20 protein-coding genes are annotated in these 25,642 nt (G+C 60.7%); 10 read left to right on the top strand and 10 right to left on the bottom strand.

The window, feature by feature from the left end:
- Positions 1-46: 46 nt before the first annotated feature.
- Both ACVDG9_RS02680 and ACVDG9_RS02685 read right to left on the bottom strand, forming a co-directional pair.
- A complete protein-coding gene (locus tag ACVDG9_RS02680; RefSeq protein ID WP_447237245.1) occupies positions 47-2,482 on the bottom strand; it encodes a methyl-accepting chemotaxis protein in 2,436 nt (811 codons plus the stop codon).
- A 194-nt stretch (positions 2,483-2,676) separates the two neighbouring features.
- A complete protein-coding gene (locus ACVDG9_RS02685) occupies positions 2,677-3,435 on the bottom strand; it encodes an SDR family NAD(P)-dependent oxidoreductase (RefSeq protein ID WP_022999708.1) in 759 nt (252 codons plus the stop codon).
- Between the two features lie 125 nt (positions 3,436-3,560).
- Here ACVDG9_RS02685 and ACVDG9_RS02690 point away from each other — a divergent pair, with 125 nt between their 5' ends.
- Entirely contained in the window at positions 3,561-3,803 is a 243-nt protein-coding gene (locus ACVDG9_RS02690) for a (2Fe-2S)-binding protein (RefSeq protein ID WP_062490562.1), read from the top strand.
- 115 nt (positions 3,804-3,918) lie between these two features.
- A complete protein-coding gene (gene bfr, locus ACVDG9_RS02695; protein ID WP_022999710.1) occupies positions 3,919-4,404 on the top strand; it encodes a bacterioferritin in 486 nt (161 codons plus the stop codon).
- Positions 4,405-4,571: 167 nt separating this feature from the next.
- Here bfr and ACVDG9_RS02700 read toward each other — a convergent pair whose 3' ends face one another.
- The 4 genes from ACVDG9_RS02700 to ACVDG9_RS02715 form a co-directional block, all read right to left on the bottom strand.
- A complete protein-coding gene (locus ACVDG9_RS02700; protein WP_289807406.1) occupies positions 4,572-5,249 on the bottom strand; it encodes an ABC transporter ATP-binding protein in 678 nt (225 codons plus the stop codon).
- Positions 5,250-5,257: 8 nt separating this feature from the next.
- Positions 5,258-6,961, bottom strand: coding sequence for an ABC transporter permease (locus ACVDG9_RS02705; protein ID WP_447237246.1), 1,704 nt, complete (start codon positions 6,959-6,961; stop codon positions 5,258-5,260).
- A 10-nt stretch (positions 6,962-6,971) separates the two neighbouring features.
- Positions 6,972-8,195 carry an ABC transporter substrate-binding protein gene (locus ACVDG9_RS02710; protein ID WP_447237247.1) on the bottom strand — a complete coding sequence of 408 codons (1,224 nt, stop codon included), beginning with the start codon at positions 8,193-8,195 and terminating at the stop codon, positions 6,972-6,974.
- A 120-nt stretch (positions 8,196-8,315) separates the two neighbouring features.
- Positions 8,316-8,771: an Lrp/AsnC ligand binding domain-containing protein gene (locus tag ACVDG9_RS02715; RefSeq protein WP_022999714.1), complete on the bottom strand. Its 456-nt coding sequence runs from the start codon at positions 8,769-8,771 to the stop codon at positions 8,316-8,318.
- Between the two features lie 141 nt (positions 8,772-8,912).
- Here ACVDG9_RS02715 and putA point away from each other — a divergent pair, with 141 nt between their 5' ends.
- Complete coding sequence (gene putA, locus ACVDG9_RS02720) at positions 8,913-12,053, top strand: bifunctional proline dehydrogenase/L-glutamate gamma-semialdehyde dehydrogenase PutA (protein WP_447237249.1); 3,141 nt, start codon at positions 8,913-8,915, stop codon at positions 12,051-12,053.
- Between the two features lie 315 nt (positions 12,054-12,368).
- On the opposite strand, the gene hrpB is transcribed toward putA, so the two are convergent.
- The 4 genes from hrpB to ACVDG9_RS02740 form a co-directional block, all read right to left on the bottom strand.
- Entirely contained in the window at positions 12,369-14,840 is a 2,472-nt protein-coding gene (gene hrpB, locus ACVDG9_RS02725; protein WP_447237250.1) for an ATP-dependent helicase HrpB, read from the bottom strand.
- A 12-nt stretch (positions 14,841-14,852) separates the two neighbouring features.
- Positions 14,853-15,893 (bottom strand): ROK family protein, encoded by a 1,041-nt coding sequence (locus ACVDG9_RS02730; RefSeq protein ID WP_447237251.1) that lies wholly within the window; start codon positions 15,891-15,893, stop codon positions 14,853-14,855.
- Positions 15,890-16,321, bottom strand: a complete 432-nt coding sequence (locus ACVDG9_RS02735) for a methylglyoxal synthase (RefSeq protein ID WP_022999719.1) — start codon at positions 16,319-16,321, stop codon at positions 15,890-15,892. The genes ACVDG9_RS02730 and ACVDG9_RS02735 overlap by 4 nt, the downstream gene beginning before the upstream one ends.
- 295 nt (positions 16,322-16,616) lie before the next feature.
- On the bottom strand, positions 16,617-17,471 hold the full coding sequence (locus ACVDG9_RS02740) for a DUF1194 domain-containing protein (protein WP_209170519.1): 855 nt from the start codon (positions 17,469-17,471) through the stop codon (positions 16,617-16,619).
- 927 nt (positions 17,472-18,398) lie between these two features.
- Between ACVDG9_RS02740 and ACVDG9_RS02745 the strand changes: the two genes are divergently transcribed.
- From ACVDG9_RS02745 to cdd, 7 genes are all read left to right on the top strand, one after another.
- Positions 18,399-19,382 carry a sugar-binding transcriptional regulator gene (locus tag ACVDG9_RS02745; RefSeq protein ID WP_022999723.1) on the top strand — a complete coding sequence of 328 codons (984 nt, stop codon included), beginning with the start codon at positions 18,399-18,401 and terminating at the stop codon, positions 19,380-19,382.
- Positions 19,383-19,450: 68 nt separating this feature from the next.
- A complete protein-coding gene (locus ACVDG9_RS02750; protein WP_022999724.1) occupies positions 19,451-20,452 on the top strand; it encodes a BMP family lipoprotein in 1,002 nt (333 codons plus the stop codon).
- A gap of 86 nt (positions 20,453-20,538) precedes the next feature.
- A complete protein-coding gene (locus ACVDG9_RS02755; protein ID WP_022999725.1) occupies positions 20,539-21,531 on the top strand; it encodes a BMP family lipoprotein in 993 nt (330 codons plus the stop codon).
- A gap of 78 nt (positions 21,532-21,609) precedes the next feature.
- A complete protein-coding gene (locus ACVDG9_RS02760; RefSeq protein ID WP_077290885.1) occupies positions 21,610-23,166 on the top strand; it encodes an ABC transporter ATP-binding protein in 1,557 nt (518 codons plus the stop codon).
- Positions 23,163-24,269 (top strand): ABC transporter permease, encoded by a 1,107-nt coding sequence (locus ACVDG9_RS02765; RefSeq protein ID WP_206904042.1) that lies wholly within the window; start codon positions 23,163-23,165, stop codon positions 24,267-24,269. Before ACVDG9_RS02760 ends, ACVDG9_RS02765 begins: the two co-directional genes overlap by 4 nt.
- Positions 24,270-24,271: 2 nt before the next feature.
- Positions 24,272-25,240 (top strand): ABC transporter permease, encoded by a 969-nt coding sequence (locus tag ACVDG9_RS02770; protein WP_031268896.1) that lies wholly within the window; start codon positions 24,272-24,274, stop codon positions 25,238-25,240.
- The gene (gene cdd / locus ACVDG9_RS02775; protein ID WP_022999729.1) at positions 25,237-25,635 is read left to right on the top strand and encodes a cytidine deaminase; all 399 of its coding nucleotides are present in this window, start codon (positions 25,237-25,239) and stop codon (positions 25,633-25,635) included. Before ACVDG9_RS02770 ends, cdd begins: the two co-directional genes overlap by 4 nt.
- The last annotated feature ends 7 nt before the right edge of the window (positions 25,636-25,642 follow it).

Here is a 25,642-nt window from a genome sequence, read left to right on the forward strand (position 1 = left end):
GCGGGGAGCCGAAGCTCACCCGCCCTCTTCGGTCAGATGTGTGCGATCAGGCCGCGGCAACCTCGGAGAGGAACTGCTCGACTTCACGCTTCAGTTCGTGGGTCTTCTGGGTCAGTTCTCCGGAAGCCGACAGCACCATGTCCGCAGACGAGGAGGTCTGGTCAACGGCCTGCGAAAGCTGCGACATGGAAGAGGACACGGCACCGGTTCCTTCCGCCGCGCGCTGCACGTTTTGCGAAATCTCCGCGGTGGCGGCACCCTGCTGTTCGACAGCCGATGCGATGGCCGTGGTGTAGGTGTTCACCTCGGTCATGGTTTCCGCGATCTCGCCAATGGCAACGACGGATTCCTTGGTCGCGTTCTGGATCTCGGTGATCTGGCTGGAGATCTCCTCCGTTGCCTTGGAGGTCTGGGTGGCCAGCTCCTTCACCTCGGCAGCAACAACCGCGAAACCTCTTCCGGCTTCACCGGCGCGTGCCGCTTCGATGGTGGCGTTGAGGGCCAGAAGGTTGGTCTGTTCGGCAATCGCCTGGATGAGGGTCACCACTTCGCCGATCTTTGTGGCGGCTTCCGCCAGCCCTTCGACCTTCTGGTTGGTGATCCGTGTTCCGGTGGTGGCCCGGTCGACGATTTCTGTCGTCTGGGCAACCTGGCGGGAGATCTCGCCGATCGAAGCCGCCAGTTCTTCGGCGGCGCTTGCCACGGTCTGAACGTTGTTGGTGGTCTCGTTGGACGATGCTTGCGTTTCGCTGGCGTAGCCGGCGCTGTCCCGGGCGATTTCCGTCAGGGCCTGTGCGGTGTTGTCGAGGCCGCCTGCCGTGGTTTCCACGGAGCCGAGCGCTTCTTCCGCCTTGGTGCGGAATGAATGGATCAGACTGTCGATACGGGCCTGGCGTTCCTGGCGGGAGGCTTCCTCGCGGGCATTCTGCTCCTGCAGCTGAGCGCGTTCGACAGCGTTGTCGCGGAACACCTGCACCGTGCGGCTCATGTCGCCGATCTCGTCGCCACGATCGATGCCCGGGATCACAACTTCATTGTTGCCGTTTGCCAGGCGGTCCATGACGCCGGTGATCGTGCGGATCGGACGCGTGATGGCCAGGTTGAGAATGAAGGCAAGACCGATGCCGCCCAGGATGGCGAGCAGGATCGTGACGGCAATCTGGACCTTTGCAGCCGTGGCGGCGGAATTGGCGGCCTGCGACTGTGCAGCGGAGATGGATGTGATGTCGGCACTGACCTTGCGGGTCAGGTCGTCAAGGTCCACTCGTTTGGCGGCCAGATCTGCCTTGGTGACAAGCATCTCGCGGAAAGACTTGTCGAGCGTTGCAACGGATTCAGGGATGGCGTTGATCGCGTCTGCGGCGGAGGGAAGGATCATGGCGTATTTGACCATGTCTTTTTCCAGGCCCTGCAGATTGGCGATCTGTTCTTCCACGGCCGACTGGTCGCTGACACCAAAGGCGCCGAAGAGGTAGAGTGTTTCCGCACGGGCGGCCAGCGCCATCTCATTCAGGCTGGTGGCTTTCTCGGCAATGGAGCGCACCGTTGCAAGGCGGGTGGAGGCGGTCAGTGCGTCGGTCTTTGCCTTGGAAACGACCGGGTGGACTTGCCCGAGAATTTCTTCTGTAAAGCCGTTCATCCCGTCGATTGCATTGCCGACGGCCTGGCGTGCTTCATAGGCTTCGGAAAAGCCGAGATCCTTGGTGAGGTTCTCCAGAGCCGCGTTGAGCTTGTTCGCCTGCGAGGCCAGCTTGCTCACGGTCTTGCGGTCGATACCGTCGATCTGCTTGTACTTCATCTGCTTCGTGGAAGAGACGAGGTTGCGTGCGGTGTCGATGGCTGAGGTAAGATCTTCACCGTCAATGTTGCCGCTGCCCTTCAGGTAAAGCATGTGAACCTTGACGACTTCGTCTTTCAGTTCGAACACGGTTCTCTGAAGCTGATTGGCATCGTCCAGCTGGCTGTTCGCCGCGAAAGCTTCGGCGCTGATGCGTTTTTCTTCCGTCAGAACGGCGTCACTGATGTTGGTCGCCAGTGCTTCCAGATCATTGGTGCTTTTCTGAAGTGTCGCGATACGCTCGGCCTGCTGCACCGTCTGCTCGGCGACCTGATCGAAAGTGGTCGAGAAACTGGAGACCGCGTCCTTGGCCCCCGCAACCTGAGCTTCAGAGGCGGTGTCGCCCGCAATCTCGTTGGTCAGAACGTCCAGTTCGCCTTGCAGCGTCGCCACACCTTCAAGCACGGAATTGCGAAGGTCTGCCGAAGGATTGTTGAGATAGTCTTCACGAAGCAGGGACGTTGCCTGGACCTGTCCGGCAACCTTGGCCGCCTGATCGGCAACGACGAACCGCGCGGACAGACCATGGATGGCCAGAAATCCCACGCCACCTACGACTGCCGTCAGCAGCAAGACAGCCAGAAAACCGCCGCCGACCTTGAAGCCAAATTTCAAGTCGGTCAGAACTTTCAATATTCGTTTCATTTTATCCCCGCACAGCCGGAACAACTGCATTGTCGTTCTGTCAGTATTGCGGAGCGCAATGAACATTAGGTAAATCACGCATTTTTAGCTTCAGGTAATATTTAGCTGAAGAAGAAATGCGTCATTTTGAAAGTCTGGTTTAGGTGTCGCAAATATATCGGCAAGCTAGAAGAAGTTCGGGTTGTATAATTGATTTATACATGCTGGCCGCCGTTGATGTGAATTTCTGCTCCACTGACGTAGGAAGACTTCTCGGAGCACAAGTAATAGATCGTGTCGGCAACTTCATTCGGCAGGCCAAGGCGGCGGAGCGGAATGTCTTCTATCATCTTTTCGGTGCCAGGTGACAGGATGGATGTATCGATTTCGCCCGGTGCGATTGCATTGACGCGAATGCCGTGCGGACCGAAGTCGGCCGCCATCTCCCGCGTAAGCGATGCGAGGGCTGCCTTCGAGGTGGAATAGGCGGTACCGGCGAAGGGATGCACCTTCATGCCGGCGATCGACGTTACGTTGACGACCGAACCCTTGGCATTCTTCAGTTCCTTGAAAAGGCCCCGGCCGAGAAGGATGGGGGCAAAGAAGTTGACCTGAAAAACGGTGCGCCATTCGTGCATGGCCGTTGTCAGCGAATCCAGACGTTCCCCGTCGGGGCCCTTGGGGCTGATCCCCGCATTGTTGACCAGCGCATGAAGGCGTGAACCGTTGGGCTCCAGACGCTTGCGGATTTCCTGGGTGGCAAACCCGAGGTTTTCCGGATCGGAAAGATCCACCTGGATATGGTCCTCAGGCCCCATCGGCCATGGACACTTGTCCGAAAACGCCTGCCGGGAGCAGGTGATCACCCGCCAGCCTTCCGCGGAAAACCGCTTGACGGTGGCATGTCCGATGCCGCGGCTCGCGCCTGTCAGCACGAGTGTCGGACGCTCGTCGGGGATACCCTGGCCGGTCATGTTATTTCCCTGCTGGCGTGCAAAAGTCGTGGAAAAAGTTGACTCTTGCAGTCGAGTTTCGTTATTGCGCTGGAATTCGTCAATGCCAATATGTTCGCATATGAGGACGCGCGCCGGATCCTACAATGATCATTTGCTCCTGTAACGTACTGTCTGACAAGCAACTTCGCGAAGCCGCGGAAGAAATGCGTGCAGACCCGAATGGCAAGGTGCCAACGCCCGGAGCGGTGTTCCGTCATCTGGGGTGCAGGCCACGTTGCGGAAGCTGTTTTCCGTCGGTCATTGACATCATTCACGAAAAAAGTTCTGAAGAGCAACCAAAGTCGGAAGAGTCGCCTGCAGAATTGAAGCAGGCTTCAAACCGCTAGGACTTACCGGCCCCTGCCAGAGAAATGGCTTGGTCCGGAACATGGATTTCGATCAACATCCGGGCACATGTCCAAGTGACAGAGCACCCCGGGGGGATCTCGCAGGGAGAGGGTCATGAAGGGCGAAGCGCGCGTAATCGAGTATCTCAACAAGGCCCTGCGGCACGAGTTGACGGCAGTGAACCAGTATTGGGTCCATGCCCGACTGCTGGCCGACTGGGGCTTCGGCAAGCTGGCCGACAAGGAACTGGCGGAAGCTGAAGAAGAGCGTCAGCATGCACAGGATCTGATGGATCGGATCATCTTCCTAGAAGGCCTGCCCAATCTTCAGACCCTGGACCCGCTGCGGATCGGCCAGTCGGTCAAGGAATGCCTGGAAGGCGACCTTGCAGCGGAATACGTCGCGCGGGCCCTTTACCACGAAGCCCGCGAAGTCTGCCGCGAGCTCGGCGACTATGTTTCCATGGCGCTGTTTGAACAGCTTCTGAGCGACGAGGAAAGCCACATCGATTTCCTCGAAACGCAGCTCGAACTGATCGAACGGATCGGCATTGACAACTATTCCCTGCTGCAGGCCAAGTCTGCGGACACCGCCGAATAAGCACCAGGGTTCACAAACCTGATTTCCGTCTGCCGTCGTCGGAGCCAACCCGGCAACGGCAGACATCTTCTGTCTGCCATCAGAAGACTATTTAGGCGGCTCAGTTCTTCCGCGCGTTTTGGCCGTACGCCCTGTTCGCCGACAATTGCACCGATGTGACCTCCTTCTCAGGCGCAGCCGTTGCCTGATCCGCTTTCATCAAGAAAATGTACCTTGCCACCGGCTGCGTCAGCGTCTTCCTCGTCGTGCGTGACAAGCAGGACGGGCAAGCCCTTTTGTCTGGCTGCGTCGAAGACCAATGCCCGGATGTCAGCTCGCCGGGCCTTGTCGAGGCTCGAGAAAGGTTCGTCCAGCAGCAGCGCATGCGGCTCGGCAAGAAGCGTTCGCATCAAGGCGACGCGGGTCTGCTGACCGCCGGACAGCGTCGCAGGGTCCCGGCTACCGAAGCCGGAAAGCCCGACATCGGCAAGGGCCTGTTGAGCCATGTCCCGGCGGAGGGATCTTTTGCGGATTGCAGCGGGAATGGCGAACATCAGGTTCTGCAGCACGGACATATGCGGGAACAACAGCGGCGTCTGGAACATCAGGCCGATATGTCGTTCCTGTGCAGGCAGAGGTGTCAGATCCTTGCCATCAAGCATCACCTTACCACTCGCCTTGAAATCCGGCCGGAGGAAACCGGCAATGAAGTCGAGCAGGCTGGATTTGCCGCTGCCGCTTTCGCCCATCACGGTGAGTACTGTTCCCGGTTCTATCCGGCAGTCGATCCCAAGCAGGGGCGCTCCGTCCAGGTGGAGGGTGACGTCCTGAAGAACCAGGCCCAATGGCTCGTTTGGGGTTTGCATTGCTTGCCTCACCTTTCCAGCCGCATGGCGGCCCGGTTGCGATGAAGCAACGCCGGTAACAGTGCGGCCAGCGTAAATCCGGCCAGTGGTATGCCAAGTTGCAGCAGGGCCAACAGCGCAGTTGCCTGCCGGCTGCCTCCGCTGGCAAGAGCGACGCTCTCGGTCGTGACCGTGGCGACCCGTCCGGCACCGATCATCAAGGTCGGCAGATACTGGCCGACGGAAACCGCGGCTGCCACGGCAAGCGTTACCAGAACAGGCCGCAGCAGCAATGGCAAACGGATCTGCCAGAAGATGCGGGCACGCGACGCGCCGATGGAGGCTGCGGCCTTGGCAAAGCGCGGATCGAGACGGGCCCAGGGATCGCTCAAGGCCAGGAAGGCGTAGGGCAGGACGAATACCAGGTGGGCCAGCAAAACAGCGGAGAATGTGCCGCTGAAATCCGCTGACAGGAAAAGCAGCTGCAGACCGAACAGAAAGCTGATCTGCGGCAGCAGCAGCGGCAGGAAGACGAGTGTCTTGAGGCGGCGCGAAGAGGTCGACTTGCGGTGATCGCGCGCTTCCAGAACCCAAAGTGTCAGGGCTGTTGCAACAAACGCGGAGGCACAGGCCAGAGCGACGGTCGTACCGAGAAGCCCGAGGCTCATGCCGAGGGTGTCGGTCATTTGCATGACATTCCAGGCCTGCGGCAAAACAGAGGGAAACCACCACGAGCGGGCGGCAGACCAGATCCCGAGCAGCAGAAGCGAGAGGATCATGGCCATGATGATGAGTACCATCACCAGAAGTCCGCCATATCTTGCCGCACGCTCGCGCAAGTGACGATGCCCTGTGACGAGGCGGCGCCTGGAGGCCGAGGCGACCAGCCGTTCGCCTGCCAGATAGGTGGCCAGAGCAGTCGTACTGACGGCAAGTTGCAGCAACGCCCCGGCAGATGCCATCAGACGTTTGGTCAGATCCGGGTCGTTCATCCAGCTGACGAGACGCGGGGCGAGAGGAGCCGGTGTCGTTGGCCCAAGGATAGCGGCGACATCAACGACGGATGTGGCATAGGCGACCACTGCCAGCACCGGCAGGCGGATGAGCGGGTAGATCTGCGGCAGAACGATCTTGAAGAAGGTTGCAACACGGCCATAGCCAAGGCTGGCACCTACCTTGAAATACTCCTGAACGTGAGGGCGGTTTAGCGCGGCGAGCGTCATCAGGAACAGAAAAGGCACTTCCTTGGCGACAAGACCAACCGTCATGGCGATGCCGAACGGATCGTTGAGGATCAGAACGTCGGGTGGCCTGGTCCAGCCAGTCGCCCAGGGCGAAACGAGGCGAACCAGAAAGCCCGATGGCGCAATCAGAAAAGCAAGACCGATGGCCGCCGCCGCGTGTGGTACCGAAAGCAGTGGCGACAGAAACCGGGTCAGGCGCCGGAACGCCGCCGTTCCGGACCAGCCTGCCACGAACAGGAGCACGATCGCCAGCGACGCGATCGAGGCCGTCAGGCCGGTGGCAATACTGAGCCAAACGGAGGTCAGCAGACCGGGTTGTTGGAACAGGTGCCGGACAGGTTCAAGGGAGAAGCTGTTGTGGCCCAGCGCGGGCAGGTAACCGAAGGCAGGCAGGATCGTACCCGCCAGGCCGGCGAGAACCGGCCCGGCCAGAAGAACCGACACAAGGATGATCGGTATGGCCGGGACGGCTTTCGGCTGGGTTGCCACGTACTCCGGCTCACTCGGCGCCGAAGCGGGTGGTCCAGGCCTCTTCAAGCGCACTGACCCAGCTCGGATGCGGTTCCGGCAGGACCGGGCCGAGCTGTTCGGGCGTCAAGGTCGCAGGCCCAAGGTCGAGCGTATCGAAGAGAACCTTTTCGGTTTCAGGCAGTCCGGCAACGTTCAGAACCGTCGGGTCGCCCCAGATACCGGGATCCTGCTTGCGGGCCTGTGCAGCGGGTGACAACAGGAAGTTGGCGAAGACTTTGGCACCTGCCTGGCTGGAACTGTTGAACGGAATTGCAACGAAGTGGGTGTTGCCGATGGTGCCGCCATCCAGAACGAAGGTGCGCACGCTGGGCGGCAGTTCGCCGTTGGCAATTGCGCTCGAGGCATCGGACGGATTGAAGGAAAATGCAATATCCAGTTCTCCGTCGGCAAGCAGCTGGCGCATATGCGCTGCATCCTTCGGGAAAGCGCGGCCCTGGCGCCAGAGCGAGCCGTTCAATGCGTCCAGATAGGCAAACAACGGTGCAGTCATTTCTTCGAAGCGGGCTTCATCCACCGGTTTCGTCAGAGCGGCCTTGTCCGGAACCGTGCTGACGAGAACCTGTTTCAGAAAGGTCGTGCCATAGAAATTGGGCGGTTGCGGATAGGCAAATCGGCCCGGGTTCGCCTTGGCGTAGCTCAGCAGCGCATCGAGTGTCGCGGGTGGGGTGTCCAGGCGGGCACTGTCATACATGAACACGAGCTTGGCCATCCCCCACGGGCTTTCCTGGCCATCCGTAGGCACGGTGAAATCCTGGGCGACCGTCGGCTTGTTTTCCACGTCGACGTAATCCCAGTTCGGCAACGTCTGCGCCCATCCAGGTGCTGCCAGCAGGCCCTGTTCCTTCATGGCCGCGAAATTTTCGCCGTTGATCCAGACCAGATCGACCGCGCCGCCAAAGACCTTGCCAACCGATTTTTCGGCAAGTACCTGTGAGACCACAGATGCGGTGTCACTGACCTTCACCTGAAGCACGCGAACGTCAAATTCATTTGCCACTTCCCGGGCAGCCCAGGCGATATAGGCGTTGATGCGCGGCTCGCCGCCCCAGGCGTGGAAATAAACGGTCTCGCCTCTGGCCTCATCCAGCACTGCCTGCCACGCCGGATCATTGGCCGCTTCCTGTGCAGAAGCAGCCACCGGTGCCATCAGTGATCCGAGAAGACCAAGCGTTGCGGCAAGCATGCGTTTCATCAGAATTTCCCCTGTTGCGGATCGTGTCCGTTCCTCGTTCCCTCGCGCAAGGCGCATGGCACGGTCAAGACAAGGCTTTGTGAACGATGAGTGTTCGTGTCCGTTAGGTTCCAGTGCAAATCAGACCGGCAGGATATGGGTGTCCTTGATCTCTTCCATGACGGCGTAAGTATGTGTTTCACGCACGCCCGGCAGCGCCAAAACCACATCAGACAGGAAGGCCCGATAGGCTTCCATGTCCTTGACGCGGCTTTTCATGAGGTAGTCGAAGCCGCCTGCCACCATGTGACATTCCATGATGTCGGTCGAGCGTTCGACGGCAATCTTGAAGGCGTCGAAAATTTCCGGTGAGGTGCGGTCAAGCCGGATTTCGACGAAGACCAGCAAGCCCCGGTCCACCATCTTCGGATTGAGGCTGGCGGAGAAGTGCTCGATGTACCCTTCGCGCACCAGCCGCTTCATGCGTTCGGCGGTCGCGGTTGCCGAAAGATGCACCCGTTCGGCAAGGTCCGTATTGGTAATGCGGCCGTCCTGTTGGAGAACCTTCAGAATCCTCCGGTCTGTTGCATCAAGCATGGCGAATTTCCCTAGAAAAAAGAAATTTGCAGAGAAATACACGGAGATTGGCTTCAAAAACAGCGAAAAGCGGACTTCGATTCAAGATATTTTGGAGACATCTAGTGACCTGGCCCCGCGGGGCCCCTTTGGGAGGCTCTCATGACCGCAACTGTTGCAGCCATGAAGACAATCAATTCGACCGAACTCGAGCCGTTTCGCCCGGCTTACGCCCCCGATGACAAGACGCTTGTCGAAGCGCTTCTGAAGGAAGCCAACACCGACCCCGTGGTGGAGAAACTGATCGACCAGCGCGCCCGCGGTTATATTCAGGACATGCGCTCGGTCCAGGTCGGTCTCGGCGGCGTGGAAGACTTCATGCGCGAATTCGGTCTGACCACCCGTGAAGGCCTGGCCATGATGGTGCTGGCGGAAGCTCTGCTGCGCGTTCCGGACGCAAAGACCGCGGACAAGCTGATAGAGGACAAGCTGGCGGCAGCCCGCTTCGACGATCCCTCAGGCCCGAAATCCGACACATGGCTTGTCTCCGCCTCTTCCTGGGCGCTGGGCGTCACCTCTCGTCTGCTGCACCCGGGCGACACGCCCCAGTCGATCCTGTCGAGCCTCGTCAAGCGCATGGGCATGCCGACCGTGCGCATGGCAACCCGCAAGGCAATGCGCCTGCTCGGTCATCAGTTCGTGCTTGGAGAAACCATCCAAAAGGCTCTGGAACGCGCCAGGACCCAGGAAGCGAAGGGCTATCGCTATTCCTATGACATGCTGGGCGAGGGCGCGCGCACCCAGAAGGATGCGGAGCGTTACTTCCAGTCCTATGCCAAGGCGATTGCCGCCATCGGCAAGGCCGCCGGTGACAAGAAGCTGCCGGACCGTCCGGGTATTTCGGTGAAGCTTTCCGCGCTGCATCCGCGCTATCAGGCCGTCAACGGCGAACGCGTGCGCGACGAACTCCTGCCGAAGCTGCGCGAACTGGCGCAGATGGCCAAGGACCACAACCTGAACTTCACCGTCGACGCTGAAGAAGCCGACCGGCTGGAGATCTCGCTGGATATCATCGCGGCCATGCTGACCGATCCGGTCACCGAGGGCTGGGATGGCTTTGGACTGGCGGTTCAGGCCTATCAGAAGCGCGGCATTCACGTGATCGACTGGCTGGTCAACGCAGCCCGCAAGACCAATCGCAAACTGATGGTGCGCCTCGTAAAGGGCGCCTATTGGGATACGGAAATCAAGCACGCCCAGGAAGGCGGTGCGGAAGGCTATCCGGTGTTCTCGCGCAAGGCCGCGACGGATCTGTCCTATCTGTGCTGCGCCAAGCGGATGCTGGCGGCACGGGATGTGCTCTACCCGCAGTTCGCCACCCACAACGCACTGACAGTTGCCCAGATCATCGAACTCTCCGGTGGCAAGGCGGAAGGGTACGAGTTCCAGCGGCTGCATGGCATGGGCGAAAGCCTTTACAAATCCGTTGTCGAGCGCGACGGCTTTCCGTGCCGGATCTATGCCCCGGTCGGTGGTCACAAGGACCTCTTGGCCTATCTCGTCCGCCGCCTTCTGGAAAACGGTGCCAACTCCTCCTTCGTCACCATTGTGGGCGATGCCTCCGTGCCGGTTGAAAAGATGCTCAAGCGGCCGAAGGAACTGCTGGATAGCGGCCACCATTCCATCAACCGGTCGATCCCGCTGCCGAAGGACCTTTACGGCGACAGCCGGCAAAATTCCGACGGCGTGGAATTCGGCTGTGCGGCAGAACGCAATTTGCTGACGTCCGGCATGGCGAAAACCACAGCACCGTTCACCGAAGCCGTCCCGCTTGGAGCAGGTCTGAAACCGTCGGGTGACGCCAATCCGGTGTTTGCCCCGATGGACGGCACGACCAAGGTCGGCACGGTGCGCTTCGCGGACAGCGAAACGGCCCGCCTTGCTGTCGAAAATGCCCAGAAGGGGTTCGAGAAATGGTCGCGCAGACCGGTTGAAGAGCGGGCGGCTGCCATCGACAAGGTTGGCGACCTGCTGGAGGCAAACCGGGACCGCCTGATGACGATCCTCTCATTGGAAGCCGGCAAGTGCCTGACCGATGGCATTGCCGAAATCCGCGAGGCAGTCGACTTCTGCCGATACTACGCGGCCGAAGCCAGAAACCTTTTCGGTGAAGGCAAGCTGATGCCCGGACCGACAGGCGAGGAAAACCGCTACCGCTATCGGGGACGCGGCGTCTTCGTCTGTATTTCGCCGTGGAACTTCCCGCTGGCGATCTTCCTCGGCCAGATCAGCGCTGCCCTGATGGCGGGCAATGCCGTTGTTGCCAAGCCGGCGGAACAGACACCGCTGATCGCTTTTGAGACCGCCAGGTTGATGTATGAGGCCGGTGTCCCGGAAGATGTCTTCTACCTGCTCCCGGGAGAAGGCGATGTCGGTGCGGCGCTGACGTCCCATCCGGCCGTTGCAGGGGTAGCCTTTACCGGGTCGACCGAAACCGCATGGCTGATCAACGGTACGCTGGCTGCAAAACGCGGCCCGATCGTTCCGCTCGTTGCCGAAACGGGCGGCATCAACGCGATGATCGTCGATGCCACGGCCCTGCCGGAACAGGTCTGCGATGACGTCATGATGTCCGCCTTCCGCTCCGCCGGTCAGCGCTGCTCGGCACTGCGTCTGCTTTATGTGCAGGAGGACGTCGCCGATCATCTGCTGGACATGCTGGAAGGCGCAGCGAAGGAACTCAGCCTGGGCGACCCGCGGCTGCCGTCGACAGACATCGGTCCGGTGATTGATGAGGAAGCACGCGACAATATCCTCTCCCATGTCGACGACATGAAGGAGAGCCAGAAACTGCGCTACGCCGGCAAGACGCCACACGGCAAGCTGGCCAACGGTTCCTGGGTCGCCCCGCACATCATCGAACTGGACAAGGCCGAGGCCCTGACACGGGAAGTCTTCGGCCCGGTCCTGCATGTGGTTCGATACAAGGCGGGCGATCTCGACAAGGTGCTGAACCAGATCGCGGGCACGGGATACGGCCTGACGCTTGGCGTCCACAGCCGTATCGATGCAACGGTGAAGAAGGTTGTTGATCGCCTCTCCGTGGGCAACGTCTACGTCAACCGCAACACCATCGGCGCGGTTGTCGGCACCCAGCCCTTCGGCGGCTCCGGCCTGTCCGGCACCGGCCCCAAGGCCGGCGGCCCGGCCTACCTGACCCGGTTTGCCCTGGAACAGGTGGTCTCCATCAACACCGCCGCCGCCGGCGGCAACGCCAGCCTGGTGGCAGCCTCGGACGATTGACGAGCAAGGCCTTCTCGGAGCTAAGCATAGTCCGATTTGCAACCTGGATTTCGCCCATATACGGACCGGTTCCCTTCCCCCTTGTGGGGAAGGGGTAGGGATGGGGGTGAACCGCAAAGCGGTAACTAGGGCCGTGGCTTCATACCCCCACCCCTAACCCCTCCCCACAAGGGGGAGGAGGACTCGGCTGCGGCAAGGTGTGGGACAGGGGACTTCTGAAGCGTCAGTCCCTCCTGTGTCTTCCCATAGTTCGACCACGGGATTCATGCCGTTTTCTCTCCTGAAGGGAAGGCCGTGCAAGGCTGAAATGCGGAGCTAGGTTCCCCGCGGCTTCGCCCTGCGCGTTGCCTCGGCTGCGGTCGGGTCGTCCGGCCAGGGGTGCCTGGGGTAGCGGCCTTTCATGTCGGCTTTCACATCCGCCCAGGAACCCTGCCAGAAGCCGGGGAGATCCTTCGTGATCTGGATCGGCCGTTGTGCCGGGGAGAGAAGTTCCAGGATCAGCGGCAATCTGCCGTCGCAGACGCTTGGGTGCTCCTTGAGGCCGAAGAGTTCCTGCACGCGAATGGAAAGCGTCGGACCTGCGGCCGCACCATAGTCGATGGGCACCTTGCTGCCTGTCGGGGCGGTGAAGTGCGATGGGGCAAGGCTGTCCAGCCGCGCAGCCGCATCATAGGGCAGGAGCACTGCAAGCGCATTGCCGAGAAGCGCGGTGTCGATTACCCCCAGGCTCGTGCAGCCGGCAAGATAGGGCTGCAGCCAGGTTTCCAGGGTTTCCGTCAAGGTGCCGTCGGAAAGGTCCGGCAGATCCTGCGCGCCGTTCTCCCGGGCATAGGCGACACGTTTCTTCAGCCGTTCCTGTTCCTTGCTCCAGGGCAGGCGGGAGACGCCGCGCCGGCGGATCTCGGCAATCAGGGCCCGTTCGACAGCTGCCGGATCTGCTGACTGGATCTGGACGGACTTCAGTTCAACCGCCTTGTAGCGGGTGACACGCCGCGCCTTCAGCGCACCATCTCCTGTCAACTGGACTTCATCCTGCTCGACGATGTCTGCAGCAAACAGGTCTTCGATATCGGATTTGGAAATTGGCGCGCAGAGCTGGATACGCCCGCTTGCCGCCTTGCCCTGAATATCGGCAACAGTCAGGAAGGCTTGCCGGGAAAGGGCATGTTCCGCCTCCAATTCTGCGCCACGGCCGTTCGCAAGGCGGAAGCGTCCTGTCTGCCCGCGCTGCTGGGCCACCCGGTCAGGATAGGCAAGGGCGAGCAGAAGTCCGGCGCTTTCCGGGTCTATCTCCCTGCCTGTGCCGCCTGCCTGCTTCAGCCAGCGCTCGGCAAGTTGGCGGCCGTCTTTTACACGTTGGCTCTTGTCGTGGCGCAAAGCCTGCAAACGCGCACGCAGGTCGGGATCCCGGCCGCCAAGACCCGGTTCGGACAGCACCAGCGCGATCATCGCGGCGGTAAAGCCGAGATCGCGGGCAACGCCTTCGATCACCATGTGCGCGAGGCGCGGATGCAGCGGGAGCTTCGCCAGTGCCTTGCCGTCATTGGTCAGACGTCCGTGGTCATCCAGAGCGTGCAGATCCTGAAGCAGAGCCTTTGCTTCGCGCCAGGCCGCAAGTGGGGGCTGGTCGGCAAAAGCGAGGGCTGCCGGATCGAGTGTTCCCCAGGCCGCCAGGTCCAGCACCAGGCCGGTGAGATCCGCTTCCAGGATTTCCGGAGCCTCTGCCTGTTGCAGGGCCACGGTCTGGGCTTCGTCCCAGAGCCTGTAGCAGACACCGGGCTCGGTACGTCCGGCGCGGCCTCGCCGTTGATCAGCGGAAGCGCGGGAGACGCGCACGGTTTCCAGCCGGGTCAGTCCGGTCTGCGGTTCATATTTCGGCACCCGTGCCAGACCGCTGTCGATAACGACACGCACACCTTCGATGGTCAGCGAGGTCTGGGCGATGGCACTGGCCAGCACGATCTTGCGGCTGCCGGCATCGGCCGGCCGGATGGCTGTGTCCTGGGCTTTGGCGTCCAGTCCGCCGTAAAGTGGTGCCACCTGGCAGCCTGCCGGGAGCTTGCCCTCCAGCATCTCAGCGGTGCGGCGGATTTCGCCCTGGCCTGGCAGAAACACCAGAATGGAACCTCTTTCTTCCACGAGGGCTTGCCGGATCGCCCTCACCATCTGCGGCTCCACGCGCTCGTTGGGTGTTCGCCCCAGGTAACGCGTTTCAACCGGGTAGCTGCGCCCCGTGCTTTCGATGACGGGCGCGTCGCCAAGCAGGCGTGAAATTCCGGCAGCATCGAGCGTGGCTGACATGGGCAGCAGACGCAGGTCGTCGCGCAGTGCAGCCTGCACATCCAGCGCCAGCGCCAGCCCGAGGTCGCCGTCAAGCGAGCGTTCGTGAAATTCGTCAAAGAGAATGGCGGCAACGCCCGTCAGTTCCGGATCGTCCAGGATCAGCCGGGTGAAAACACCTTCCGTGATGACCTCGATCCGGGTACGGGCGCTGACTTTCGTTTCCATGCGCACACGGTAGCCGACGGTCTCGCCTGGCTTTTCGCCCAGTTCGGCTGCCATGCGGCGCGCAGCGGCACGGGCAGCAAGACGCCTCGGTTCCAGCACCAGGATCTTGCCGTCGCCGCGCCAGGTCGCGTTCAAAAGAGCCAGCGGCACGCGGGTCGTCTTGCCCGCGCCCGGTTCGGCAACAAGAACCGCGTTCAGCCCTGTATCAAGCGTTGCCAGAAGCTCCGGCAGGACACCGTCGATCGGCAGTGGTGCCGCGAAGGCTGGGGCAGAGGACATGACGGGCCCGGGTCAGCTCGCGCCCGATGCGGCGCCTGCAGTCCATTGCCGTCCTTGCATGTCGACGGCAAAGGCTTCCGGCGCGCGTGCGAAGGAGGCAAGGCCTTCCAGGGCCGGATCGGGATGCCGGACGATGAAGGTCGGTATCTTGGCCATCAGGGCCTCGTGGGGCGCCTTGGCCTCAAAGGCGGCGCGGAAGCCGCCGTCCGTGAGGAAGCGTGTGATCCGCGATGTGACACCGCCAGTCAGATAGACGCCGCCCCGTGCCAGAACCGCGAGGGCAAAATCACCGGCCACACGGCCAAGGGCCCTGGCAAAGACTTCCAGCGTCTTCACCGCTACCGGATCGTTTGTCTCTGCGGCCGTTGTGATGCTTGCCGCCGTTGTGAAGTCGCGGTCCGCGCCCATATAGGCGGCAACACCGCGGGCAAGGCGGGGAAGGCCGGTGCCGCTAAGGACCTGTTCGGCGCCAAGCCGTCCACCGACGAGTTCGATATGCGGCCAGATGGCAACGTCTTCCGGGGTTACCGGCCCGAGTTCCACATGTCCACCTTCGCCCGGAACGGGAACCCAGGTCTGGGCGGCATAGATCATCGCGGCGGCGCCGAGGCCCGTGCCCGGACCGAGGACGAACTTGGCGCTCTCTTCGCGGATCGTGCCGGAGCCGACCTGTTCGATATCGCTGCCGCTATATCCTGGCAAGGCCAGGGCCTGCGCTTCGAAATCGTTGAGCACGATGACTTCGTCCAGACCGAGGTCGGCGATCATCTTCAGCGGCTCGATCACCCAGGCCGCGTTGGTGAGGGGGATCCTGTCACCGGTGACGGGACCGGCGACCGCGATGATTGCCGTGCGTGGTTTCGGATCGGTTTCCGGCAGCACCACTTCGCGGATCGCGGAAGAAATGTCGGGATGATCCGCGGTCGCCGTCTTGCCGCACATGCGGGTGGGCGCCTCAGCGTCGTCAACCAGAGCGAAACGGGCGTTGGTGCCGCCGATATCGGCAACCAGAACCGGATAGGCAAAGGATTTGGTGTTCTTGGAAAAACTCATGAGGACAGGGAGCCAACTTCAGGTGTCGCGGATGTGGTCTTGAGGCCCTGCAGACGGGCGGAGCGCAGCAGGATATCCGCGGTCGACGGATTGAGCGCCATCGGCATGTCATAGACCACTGCAAGGCGCATCAGGGCTTTCACATCAACATCATGCGGCATGGGCGACAGCGGATCGACGAAGAAGAACAGGCCCTGGAGCTTGCCTTCGGCAATCATCGCGCCGATCTGCTGGTCGCCGCCCAGCGGGCCGCTTTTCAGCCTTGTGACCTTGAGATCCGGACAGGCTTCCAGAATGCGGCCGCCCGTGGTGCCTGTGCTGACAAGTTCGAAAACCGCGAGTTTGTCCTGGTGCCGTCTGGCGAACTCGACCATGGCGTCTTTTTTGGCGTCATGCGCGACAAGCGCAAGAGTGGGCGTGGCAGGCATCAGCGGTCCTCTGGGGTCTATGCAATCCGGATCGATTGAATAGCCGAAAGCTGATCGAAACCAAAGTCCCGGGAGACCAGTTCGTCCCCGGAGGGAACCGGACGAAAAGGCACCCTGGCAGGAAGCGACAGCGGCGGGGAAGTGTTTAGCCTTTCAAAGCGCTTTAGGCAAAGGAAGATGAACGGGCGGGCGCAGAACCTGTTCCCGGTTGGCAGATCACTGGCAGGGAGCAAAAGAAAATGCCGCGTCCCGGCCCGGAACGCGGCAGGCAATAAGGAGAATGGAGACGTGGCGATCAGTCGAACAGATTACAGCGGATCGGTTCGCGGCCGGCAACGCGCTGGAAGTAGGGATCGGGTTCCGGCAGATGCAGCCCGGCGATCTCCATCACCAGCTTCATCCGGATCGCGTCTGCAAAGCCTTCCTGACTGCGAACGGGGATGGCGAAGGAGCCCGGGCCGCCGATCACACAATCCTCGTAATAGTGGTCGAGGTTGAGCATCGCCTGCCAGGTGTTCTTGTTCGACTTCATCATCAGAGGCAAACCGTTGATGGTCACGCCGGAGGCAACCATGCGGTCACGCATGGCAGTTACGGAGCCGCCCTGGTTGTTCGGGCCGTCACCGGAAATGTCGATTACGCGGCGCAGGCCTTCATACTGGTTGTTCTGAACCAGAAAGACCGACTTTTCGAGCGCCGAAGCGATGGAGGTGCGCTGGACCTGCCGAAGCGGGGCCTCGGCAATCTTGGAAGCGAAGTGTGCTGCCGAGCTTGCATCCTGGATCACCGTCCAGTCGGCGACGATGAAATGCTCATCGACCCCGCCCCATTCCATGTAGGTCACGGCAACGCGGCCGATCGGACCGACCTGAATGGCGTCAAGAAATTCCCTGGAGGTGAGAGCGGCAACATACCCGGCGCGCTGCACTTCCTGTTCTTCTGTATCCATGGATTGGGAGATGTCGACGGCCAGGACAAGTTCGACGTCCACTTCGTTGGCCGGATCATAGCTGTATTGTGAAGAAGCCATCAGAGCCGGACGGTAGTCTCGGGCTGCGGCTGGGGCGGCGAAAAGAAGTGCCGCACAAATAAGTGACAGTAAACTTGTAACCGTCAGTGCACAGTCTGTTTTGGTTATGTCGAGACGCATGGTTTTTCTCCTTACTTCAGCCTTGCGGCTGGGTGGCCACGTCTCCCCTGTTTATTTTGTCGTTGAATTCCTTATCTTTCCGTTTCTCGTGATTCCTAACAAGGCATTGGCTGAATGCCTTGGATGAGCTTGGAAATTTACTTAGCAAGCTACATGCCAAACGTAGCGTAATATTCCTTGGCTGGCAAAAGTAATGTGCACGGAGTGCATGTTCTATCCACAGGCGCGGGATATCTTCCGGATTTGCTAGGCAAATTTTTCATCCGTGGATACGCGTTGGGATTTACGTATAGGTAAGGTGGTGATTTCTTGAGTTATTTCAATCCGCCTTATCGGTCACATTTTTGCGCGAAACTGTGAGAAACTCGGGCGAGAGAACCTGTTTGAGACCCAAAACAGCCGACGTTTCAGCAACTTCTGAAGCGCCTGACATGCGCGTTCCGATTAGCTGTTTTTCGGTCGGAAAGACGCAGGTTTTCAAAGTGGGGGACAAATCCACCGGCAATTATTGCCGTGCAGCTAGGCAAATTTTGCCGGGTTGTTTCTGAAAATCGGCAGCTTTGGGCAGAATTTGCCGCCGTTCAGAAGTGGTACTCGGCGCTGATTGCTGCCCAGAAATGCAGCAATCAGCCAGAAAATTGGCAGTTTTTTTAGTTGACGGCAAAGGCAAGGCTGGTCATGATCTGAAGAAATTCTCACTTGGTGAAGAATTTTTCGGCCGGCCTTCGCGGCCCCGGAAAACAAAAGCTCCGAAGAGAGCAGGGCATAGCCGGACCGTTGCGGTCAACCGCTTCGCATGGCTGGACAGGCGGGTGTTTCATCTTGCGGGATGCAATTCCATCAAGCCGGGCGTTTTGAGAGTGGTTGAGTATCCTGTCCGCCGGAAGGCGTGCGCAAGGGCTCTGGAGGGGAAGGTTTCGACGCGGAATGCAGACACGCGACGACGACTGGACATCATATATGGCCATCCGGGCGGCCTGGCTGTCCTTTGTTGGAGGCCGTACGCAGGGCGAAATCGCCTCGCAGCTCGGCGTTTCGCCTGCCAAGGTGCATCGCCTGATCGCTCATGCGCAGAAAGCCGGTTTCGTCAAATTCCAGGTCGATGGTCGCCCGATGGAATGCCTCCAGCTTGAAAAGGAGCTGACGGAGCATTTCGGCCTGACGAACTGCATCATTGCTCCCGATCTTGGTGGCGGCGACGACGACAGCGCCCTCAGGGCCGTCGCGGTGTCCGCGGCACAATTCCTGTCCGGGATGCTTGGTGGGTCAAACGTCACGCGTCTGGGCGTTGGCATGGGCCGCACGCTGACCGCGGCTGTCGAAGCGTTGCCGAAAGTGGCAAGAACCGATCTCGAAATCATGTCGATCTGCGGATCGCTGACGCGCACGCTTGCTGCCAACCCCTATGACATCGTCCAGAAGATGCAGGAACGCACAGGCGGCATCGGCTATTATCTGCCGGTTCCCTATTTTGCCGAAAACCAGGACGAAAAGGCAATGTTCCTGACCCAGCGCAGCGTGCAGGACCTGATGGATCGCGCGCGCCAGTCGGATGCCTTTCTCATCGGCATCGGTTCGGTCGAGAACGAGGGCCATCTTGTCCAGCGCGGCATGATTTCCAAAAAAGAACAGGAAGATTTGCTGTCGGGCGGCGCCGTCTGTGATTTGATGGGGCGCTTTCTGACGATCGAGGGAAAATTGGCCCCGGATCCGCTCGGCGATTGTGCCGTGGGTCTGCATTTCGACGAAGTGCGCGGGCGCCGCGTGATTGCGCTGGTAGGTGGGGAGAGCAAGGTGGATGCCACGCTCGCGGCCCTGCGTACCGGTGTCATTACCGACCTTGTGGCAGACGAGACCCTTGCGAGGGCTCTGACGGCACGGGCCGGATTGCAGCTGGCACAGTCCGCATGATGCGGCTGGGTCACGAGGGGAAACGGGCCGGCCAAAAGGCAGGCCCCCGCATGTCGGAGGACATATAAGTGAAAAAGCTTCTTACCATCGGCACCGCGCTTGCCGGCCTGGCCTTTACCGCCGTGGGCGCATTGGCAGCCGATATCAAGCCGGCAGTGCTTTACGATCTGGGCGGCCGTTTCGACAAGTCGTTCAACGAAGGCGCATACAACGGTGCTGAAAAGTTCAAGGAAGACACCGGCGTCGAATACCGCGATTTCGAAATCCAGAACGACAGCCAGCGCGAGCAGGCCCTGCGCAACTTTGCCAAGCGCGGCATGAACCCGATCGTCGCTATCGGCTTCTCTCAGGCAAACGCCGTGGAAAAGGTTGCCAAGGAATTCCCGGACACGCAGTTCGCGATCGTTGACATGGTCGTCGACCTGCCGAACGTGCGCTCCATCCTGTTCAAGGAGCAGGAAGGCTCCTACATCGTCGGCATGCTGGCTGCGATGGCGTCCGAAACCGGCAAGGTCGGCTTTGTCGGCGGCATGGACATTCCGCTTATCCGCAAGTTCTCCTGTGGTTACAAGCAGGGCGTAATGGCTGCGAACCCGAAGGCGGAAGTCTTCGAGAACATGACCGGCACCACCGGTGCGGCCTGGAACGATCCGGTCAAGGGTGGCGAACTCGCCAAGTCCCAGTTCGACCGTGGCGCTGACGTTGTCTATCACGCTGCCGGCGGCACCGGCATCGGTGTTCTGCAGGCTGCTGCTGACGCCGGCAAGCTCGGCATTGGCGTCGACAGCAACCAGAACAACCTGCATCCGGGTTCCGTCCTGACCTCCATGCTGAAGCGCGTCGACATTGCCGTCTACCAGGCGTTCGAAGATGCGGCCAACGACAGCTGGTCTTCCGGCTTCGAAGTCCTCGGCCTCAAGGAAGGCGGCGTCGACTGGGCGCTGGACGACAACAACGCCGAACTCGTCAACGACGAGATGAAAGCAAAGGTCGAAGAAGCGACCCAGAAGATCATCTCCGGCGAGATCGAAGTTCACGACTACATGGCCGATCAGTCCTGCCCGATGTAAGGCAGTCGTTTTGGACCTCCGCGCGATACCGTGCGGAGGTCCACCTGTATTTCTAGCGTGCCCAACCCGTTTTTTCGGAGGACAGGATGCTCCGTCTCACATCAGGCGTCATTGCTGCGGCCTGCGCTGTCTTCATGACAACAACCGCAACTCTGGCCGAACCGGCCATCGTTTATTCCGTCGGCGGCAAGTTCGACGGGTCTTTCAACGAAAGCGCCTTTGCCGGCGTGAAACGGTTTCAGGACCAGGGCGGCGACGTCAGGGAATTCGAGTTGGAGCGTGATGCGCAAAGCCTGCAGGCACTGCGGAACTTTGCCAGCCGGGGCGCGTCCCCCGTTGTCGCAATCGGTTTCAACCAGGCCAACGCGCTTGGCCAGGTGGCTCCCAATTTTCCAAAGACGGATTTTGCCATCGTCGACATGGTGGTCGATCAGCCGAACGTGCGCTCCTATGTGTTCAAGGAACATGAGGGGGCCTATATCGGTGGTCTGCTGGCCGGCATGGCCTCCAAGAGCGGCACAATCGGTTTTGTCGGCGGCATGGATATCCCGATCATCCAGCGGTTTCTGTGCGGCTACAAGCAGGGCGGCCAGGCCGCAAGGGCGGATATCAGGGTTCTGTCCAACATGACGGGCGATACGCCGGCCGCTTTCGCGGATCCTGTTCGCGGCGGCGAACTTGCCATCGGCCAGATCAATCAGGGCGCCGATGTGATCATTCAGGCAGCGGGCGGAACCGGCATTGGTGTGCTGCAGGCAGCTGCCGACAAGGGCGTGCTCGGCATGGGCACCGACAGCAACCAGAACGGCCTGCACCCGGGCAAGGTTCTGACGTCCATCCGCAAGCGCGTGGACAACGCCGTCTACGACAGCTTTCAGGCGGCGAAGGACGGCACCTTCGAACCCGGCATCAAGGTGCTGGGCGTCGCGGATGGCGGCATGGACTGGGTGCTGGACGAAAACAACAAGGACCTGATCACGCCGGACATGAAAGCGGCGGCGGATGCCGCCGTTGCGGCCATCTCCGACGGCACCGTCAAGGTTCATGACGTCGTCACCGACGGAGCATGTCCTTTCTGATCGGGACACCGCGAGGCAGCGGCGAGGGGCAATAACAATGACAAAGAAAAAGAAAAACAGTCAGGCCTGGGGGAACGCATGAGCGATACGCCGGCAATCGAACTGCGCAAGATCAACAAGCGCTTTGGCCCGGTTCACGCCAACAAGGACATTGACCTTGTGGTGAAGAAGGGCTCCATCCACGGTATCATCGGAGAGAACGGGGCGGGCAAGTCGACGCTCATGTCCATTCTCTACGGTTTCTATCAGGCCGATGACGGCGACATCCTGGTGGACGGCAAGAAGGTCACGATATCGGACTCGAAAGCCGCCATCGGCATGGGCATCGGCATGGTGCATCAGCATTTCATGCTGGTCGACAATTTCTCGGTTCTGGAAAACGTGGTTCTGGGCGCCGAGGACAGCGCGCTCCTGTCCGGCGGCATCAATCGCGCCAAGACAGAACTCAAGCGGCTGGAAGAAGAATACGAACTGCGGGTCGATCCTGACGCCCTGATCCAGGATCTGCCGGTTGGTCTGCAGCAGCGGGTGGAGATCCTGAAGGCGCTCTACCGCAGCGCGGAGGTTCTGATCCTTGACGAACCGACCGGTGTTCTGACGCCGGCCGAAGCCGATCACCTGTTCAAGATCCTCGAAGTTCTGAAGAACGAAGGCAAGACGGTTCTCCTGATCACGCACAAGCTGCGCGAGATCATGGCGGCGACCGATACTGTTTCGGTGATGCGCCGCGGCGAGATGGTGGCAACGCGCGAAACCGCGAACACCTCGATGGAAGAACTGGCCGAGCTTATGGTCGGCCGCAGCGTGCTGCTGCGTGTCGACAAGAAACCGGCGCAACCCAAGGCTCCGGTGATGGAGGTCGAGAACCTCACGGTGACCGACAGCCGCGGCGTGCAGGTGGTCAAGGACGTTTCCTTCAATGTGCGTGCGGGAGAGATTGTCGGCATCGCCGGTGTCTCCGGCAACGGCCAGTCGGAACTGCTGGAAACGCTCGCGGGCATTCGCCGCGCCACCAGAGGTACGCTGAAGATCAACGGCGAGACAATCGATCTGGGAACGAGCACGCTCGACGCTGCCGACATGCGCGCCAAGAACATGGGCCACGTGCCGGAAGACCGGCACCGGATGGGCCTGATCAATTCCTTCTCCGAATACGAGAATTCGATCCTTGGCTACCATCGCGACCCGGCCTACTCCCGGGGCCTTCTGATGGATCTTGCTGCCATCAAGAAGAACGCCGTGGCCGAGATCGAGAAATACGACATCCGCCCGCCCAACCCGATGCTGAAGACCGCCAATTTCTCGGGCGGCAACCAGCAGAAGATCGTGCTGGCGCGCGAGATCGAGCGCGATCCGGAAGTGCTTCTGGTCGGTCAGCCGACGCGCGGCGTCGATATCGGCGCCATCGAGTTCATCCACCGCCGGATTGTGGAAATGCGCGATGCCGGCAAGGGCATTTTGCTGGTGTCGGTGGAACTCGACGAAATCCGGGCGCTGTCCGACCGGGTGCTGGTAATGTTCGACGGCAAGATCGTCGGTGAACGCGGCGGCGATGCGGAAGAAGGCGAACTTGGCCTGCTGATGGCCGGTGTGGAAGATAACAACAAGATGGCTGTTGAAGGAGGCGCCCGATGAGTGCCGGTCAGCTCCCGCGCTGGGTCGATTACGGCCTGATCCCGTTCCTGAACCTGGCCGCCGCCTTCCTGGTGTCCGGCCTCGTCGTTGTCCTGATCGGGGAAAACCCGCTGGACGCGGTGCAGCTTCTGGTCTGGGGCTCCATTGGCTATGGCGAAGGCATCGGCTTCACGCTGTTCTATGCCACCAACTTCATCTTCACAGGCCTGGCCGTGGCCGTTGCCTTTCATGCCGGGTTGTTCAACATCGGCGGTGAGGGCCAGGCCTATATCGGTGGTCTAGGGGTCGCCATTGCCTGTCTGGCGCTGGACCACATCGTTCCTTGGTACATCACCTTGCCGTTTGCCATCATCGGCTCGGCGCTGATGGGGGCCGCCTGGGCGTTCATCCCGGCCTGGCTGCAGGCCACCCGCGGCAGCCACGTGGTGATCACCACGATCATGTTCAACTTCATCGCCTCGTCGCTGATGGTCTATCTGCTCAACAACGCGTTGAAGAAGCCAGGCTCGATGCAGCCGGAAACGCGAACCTTCGAGGATGGCGGCCGTCTGCCGTTCCTGAACGACATCTTCCCGTCCTTCGGCTTCGGCTATGCGCCGGTCAACCTGTCGCTCTTCGTGGCGCTGGCGGCTTGTGTTCTGGTCTGGGTGCTGATCTGGCGCACCAAGCTCGGTTTCGAGATCCGGTCCTTCGGTGCCAACGCCACAGCCGCGGTCTATGCCGGCATCTCGCCGGTGCGCACCATCGTCATCACCATGCTCATATCCGGTGGTCTTGCAGGCATGATGGCGATCAACGAGATCATGGGGTCACAGCACCGTCTGCTGATCGATTTCGTGACCGGCTACGGCTTCGTCGGTATCGCGGTTGCCCTCATGGGGCGGGCGCATCCGGTCGGCATCGTTCTGGCATCGATCCTGTTCGGCATGCTCTATCAGGGCGGCGCGGAACTTTCGTTCGAAATGCCCAATATCACGCGAGACATGATCATCGTCATCCAGGGCCTTGTGATCCTGTTTGCCGGTGCGCTTGAGCACATGTTCCGCCCGGCCATCATCAAGCTGTTCACGCCCTCCCGGGCTCTTGCCGAGAAGGAGGCGTGATCATGTTCGAGATCGTGATCCTGACACTTGATTCCACAGTCCGCCTGTCGACACCGCTTCTGCTGGCCTGTCTGGCAGGGCTTTACTCGGAACGCTCCGGCGTGGTCGATATCGGCCTGGAAGGAAAGATGCTCGGCGCAGCCTTTGGGGCGGGTGCGGTAGCCTACATGACCGGAAACGCCTGGATCGGCCTTCTGGCGGGCATGGCGGTTTCGATCGGCCTGGCGCTGATCCACGGCTTTGCCTCCATTACCAACCGCGGCAACCAGATCGTTTCCGGCGTCGCCATCAACTTCCTGGCAGCGGGCCTGACCGCGCTGCTCGGGCAGACATGGTTCCGCCAGGGCGGTCGTACACCCTCACTGCCGGAAGGCGGACGGTTTAGGGACATCGTTTGGCCTTACGCGGAAGAACTGCGCGATGTTCCGATCATTGGCGGCATCTACAGCGAACTGCTGTCAGGCCACAACATCCTGGTCTACGCGGCTTTCGTGGCCGTGCCGCTGACCTGGTGGGTGCTGTTCCGCACCCGTTTCGGGCTGCGCCTGCGTGCGGTCGGGGAAAACCCGGCGGCCGTTGACACGGCCGGCATCTCCGTCACCTGGCTGCGCTACCGGGCGGTCATCGCCTGCGGTGCCCTGTGCGGTGTTGCCGGAGCATATCTTTCCATCGCCCAGTCCTCCGGCTTCATCAAGGACATGACGGCGGGCAAGGGCTTCATCGCGCTGGCGGCCCTGATTTTCGCCAAGTGGAAACCGGCCAACGCCATGTTGGCCTGCCTGTTGTTCGGCTTCCTCGATGCTGTCGCCATCCGGATGCAGGGTCAGAAATTACCCGGTATCGGCGAGATTCCGGTGCAGTTCTTCCAGGCACTGCCCTATATTCTGACCGTGATCCTGCTTGCAGGTTTCATCGGCAAGGCAATCCCGCCGAAGGCGGCTGGCATTCCGTATCTCAAGGAGCGTTCATGAGCGATCTGGACGCGTTGTTCGAGGCCGCAAAAGCGGTTCGTGAAAACGCATATGCACCCTATTCAAACTTCCTGGTCGGCGCGGCCTTGCGTGCACCGGACGGCACTGTTTTCATCGGCTGCAATGTGGAGAACGCTTCCTACCCGGTGAGCGTTTGTGCAGAAGGTGGGGCGGTCAGCGCCATGATTGCCGCCGGTTACCGCGAAATTGCGGAAGCCGTCGTCATTGGCGATGCGGCCCTGTGCACGCCCTGCGGCATGTGCCGCCAGCGTCTGAAGGAATTCGGCACGGACGATCTGGTTGTCCATGTCGCGGATCTCGACGGTATCCGGCGCAGCTTCACGATGGATGAGCTGCTGCCTGCCGCCTTCGAACTGGAATACACGTCAAAATAAGAAGGAC

This window comes from Roseibium sp. RP-7 (assembly GCF_053005225.1).

What these genes read in the sequence shown, in the direction of transcription:
- ACVDG9_RS02680 (WP_447237245.1), bottom strand. Translation starts at nt 2,482, where the DNA reads ATGAAACGAATATTGAAAGTTCTGACCGACTTGAAATTTGGCTTCAAG.
- ACVDG9_RS02685 (WP_022999708.1), bottom strand. Translation starts at nt 3,435, where the DNA reads ATGACCGGCCAGGGTATCCCCGACGAGCGTCCGACACTCGTGCTGACA.
- ACVDG9_RS02690 (WP_062490562.1), top strand. Translation starts at nt 3,561, where the DNA reads ATGATCATTTGCTCCTGTAACGTACTGTCTGACAAGCAACTTCGCGAA.
- bfr (WP_022999710.1), top strand. Translation starts at nt 3,919, where the DNA reads ATGAAGGGCGAAGCGCGCGTAATCGAGTATCTCAACAAGGCCCTGCGG.
- ACVDG9_RS02700 (WP_289807406.1), bottom strand. Translation starts at nt 5,249, where the DNA reads ATGCAAACCCCAAACGAGCCATTGGGCCTGGTTCTTCAGGACGTCACC.
- ACVDG9_RS02710 (WP_447237247.1), bottom strand. Translation starts at nt 8,195, where the DNA reads ATGAAACGCATGCTTGCCGCAACGCTTGGTCTTCTCGGATCACTGATG.
- ACVDG9_RS02715 (WP_022999714.1), bottom strand. Translation starts at nt 8,771, where the DNA reads ATGCTTGATGCAACAGACCGGAGGATTCTGAAGGTTCTCCAACAGGAC.
- putA (WP_447237249.1), top strand. Translation starts at nt 8,913, where the DNA reads ATGACCGCAACTGTTGCAGCCATGAAGACAATCAATTCGACCGAACTC.
- hrpB (WP_447237250.1), bottom strand. Translation starts at nt 14,840, where the DNA reads ATGTCCTCTGCCCCAGCCTTCGCGGCACCACTGCCGATCGACGGTGTC.
- ACVDG9_RS02730 (WP_447237251.1), bottom strand. Translation starts at nt 15,893, where the DNA reads ATGAGTTTTTCCAAGAACACCAAATCCTTTGCCTATCCGGTTCTGGTT.
- ACVDG9_RS02735 (WP_022999719.1), bottom strand. Translation starts at nt 16,321, where the DNA reads ATGCCTGCCACGCCCACTCTTGCGCTTGTCGCGCATGACGCCAAAAAA.
- ACVDG9_RS02740 (WP_209170519.1), bottom strand. Translation starts at nt 17,471, where the DNA reads ATGCGTCTCGACATAACCAAAACAGACTGTGCACTGACGGTTACAAGT.
- ACVDG9_RS02745 (WP_022999723.1), top strand. Translation starts at nt 18,399, where the DNA reads ATGCAGACACGCGACGACGACTGGACATCATATATGGCCATCCGGGCG.
- ACVDG9_RS02755 (WP_022999725.1), top strand. Translation starts at nt 20,539, where the DNA reads ATGCTCCGTCTCACATCAGGCGTCATTGCTGCGGCCTGCGCTGTCTTC.
- ACVDG9_RS02760 (WP_077290885.1), top strand. Translation starts at nt 21,610, where the DNA reads ATGAGCGATACGCCGGCAATCGAACTGCGCAAGATCAACAAGCGCTTT.
- ACVDG9_RS02765 (WP_206904042.1), top strand. Translation starts at nt 23,163, where the DNA reads ATGAGTGCCGGTCAGCTCCCGCGCTGGGTCGATTACGGCCTGATCCCG.
- ACVDG9_RS02770 (WP_031268896.1), top strand. Translation starts at nt 24,272, where the DNA reads ATGTTCGAGATCGTGATCCTGACACTTGATTCCACAGTCCGCCTGTCG.
- cdd (WP_022999729.1), top strand. Translation starts at nt 25,237, where the DNA reads ATGAGCGATCTGGACGCGTTGTTCGAGGCCGCAAAAGCGGTTCGTGAA.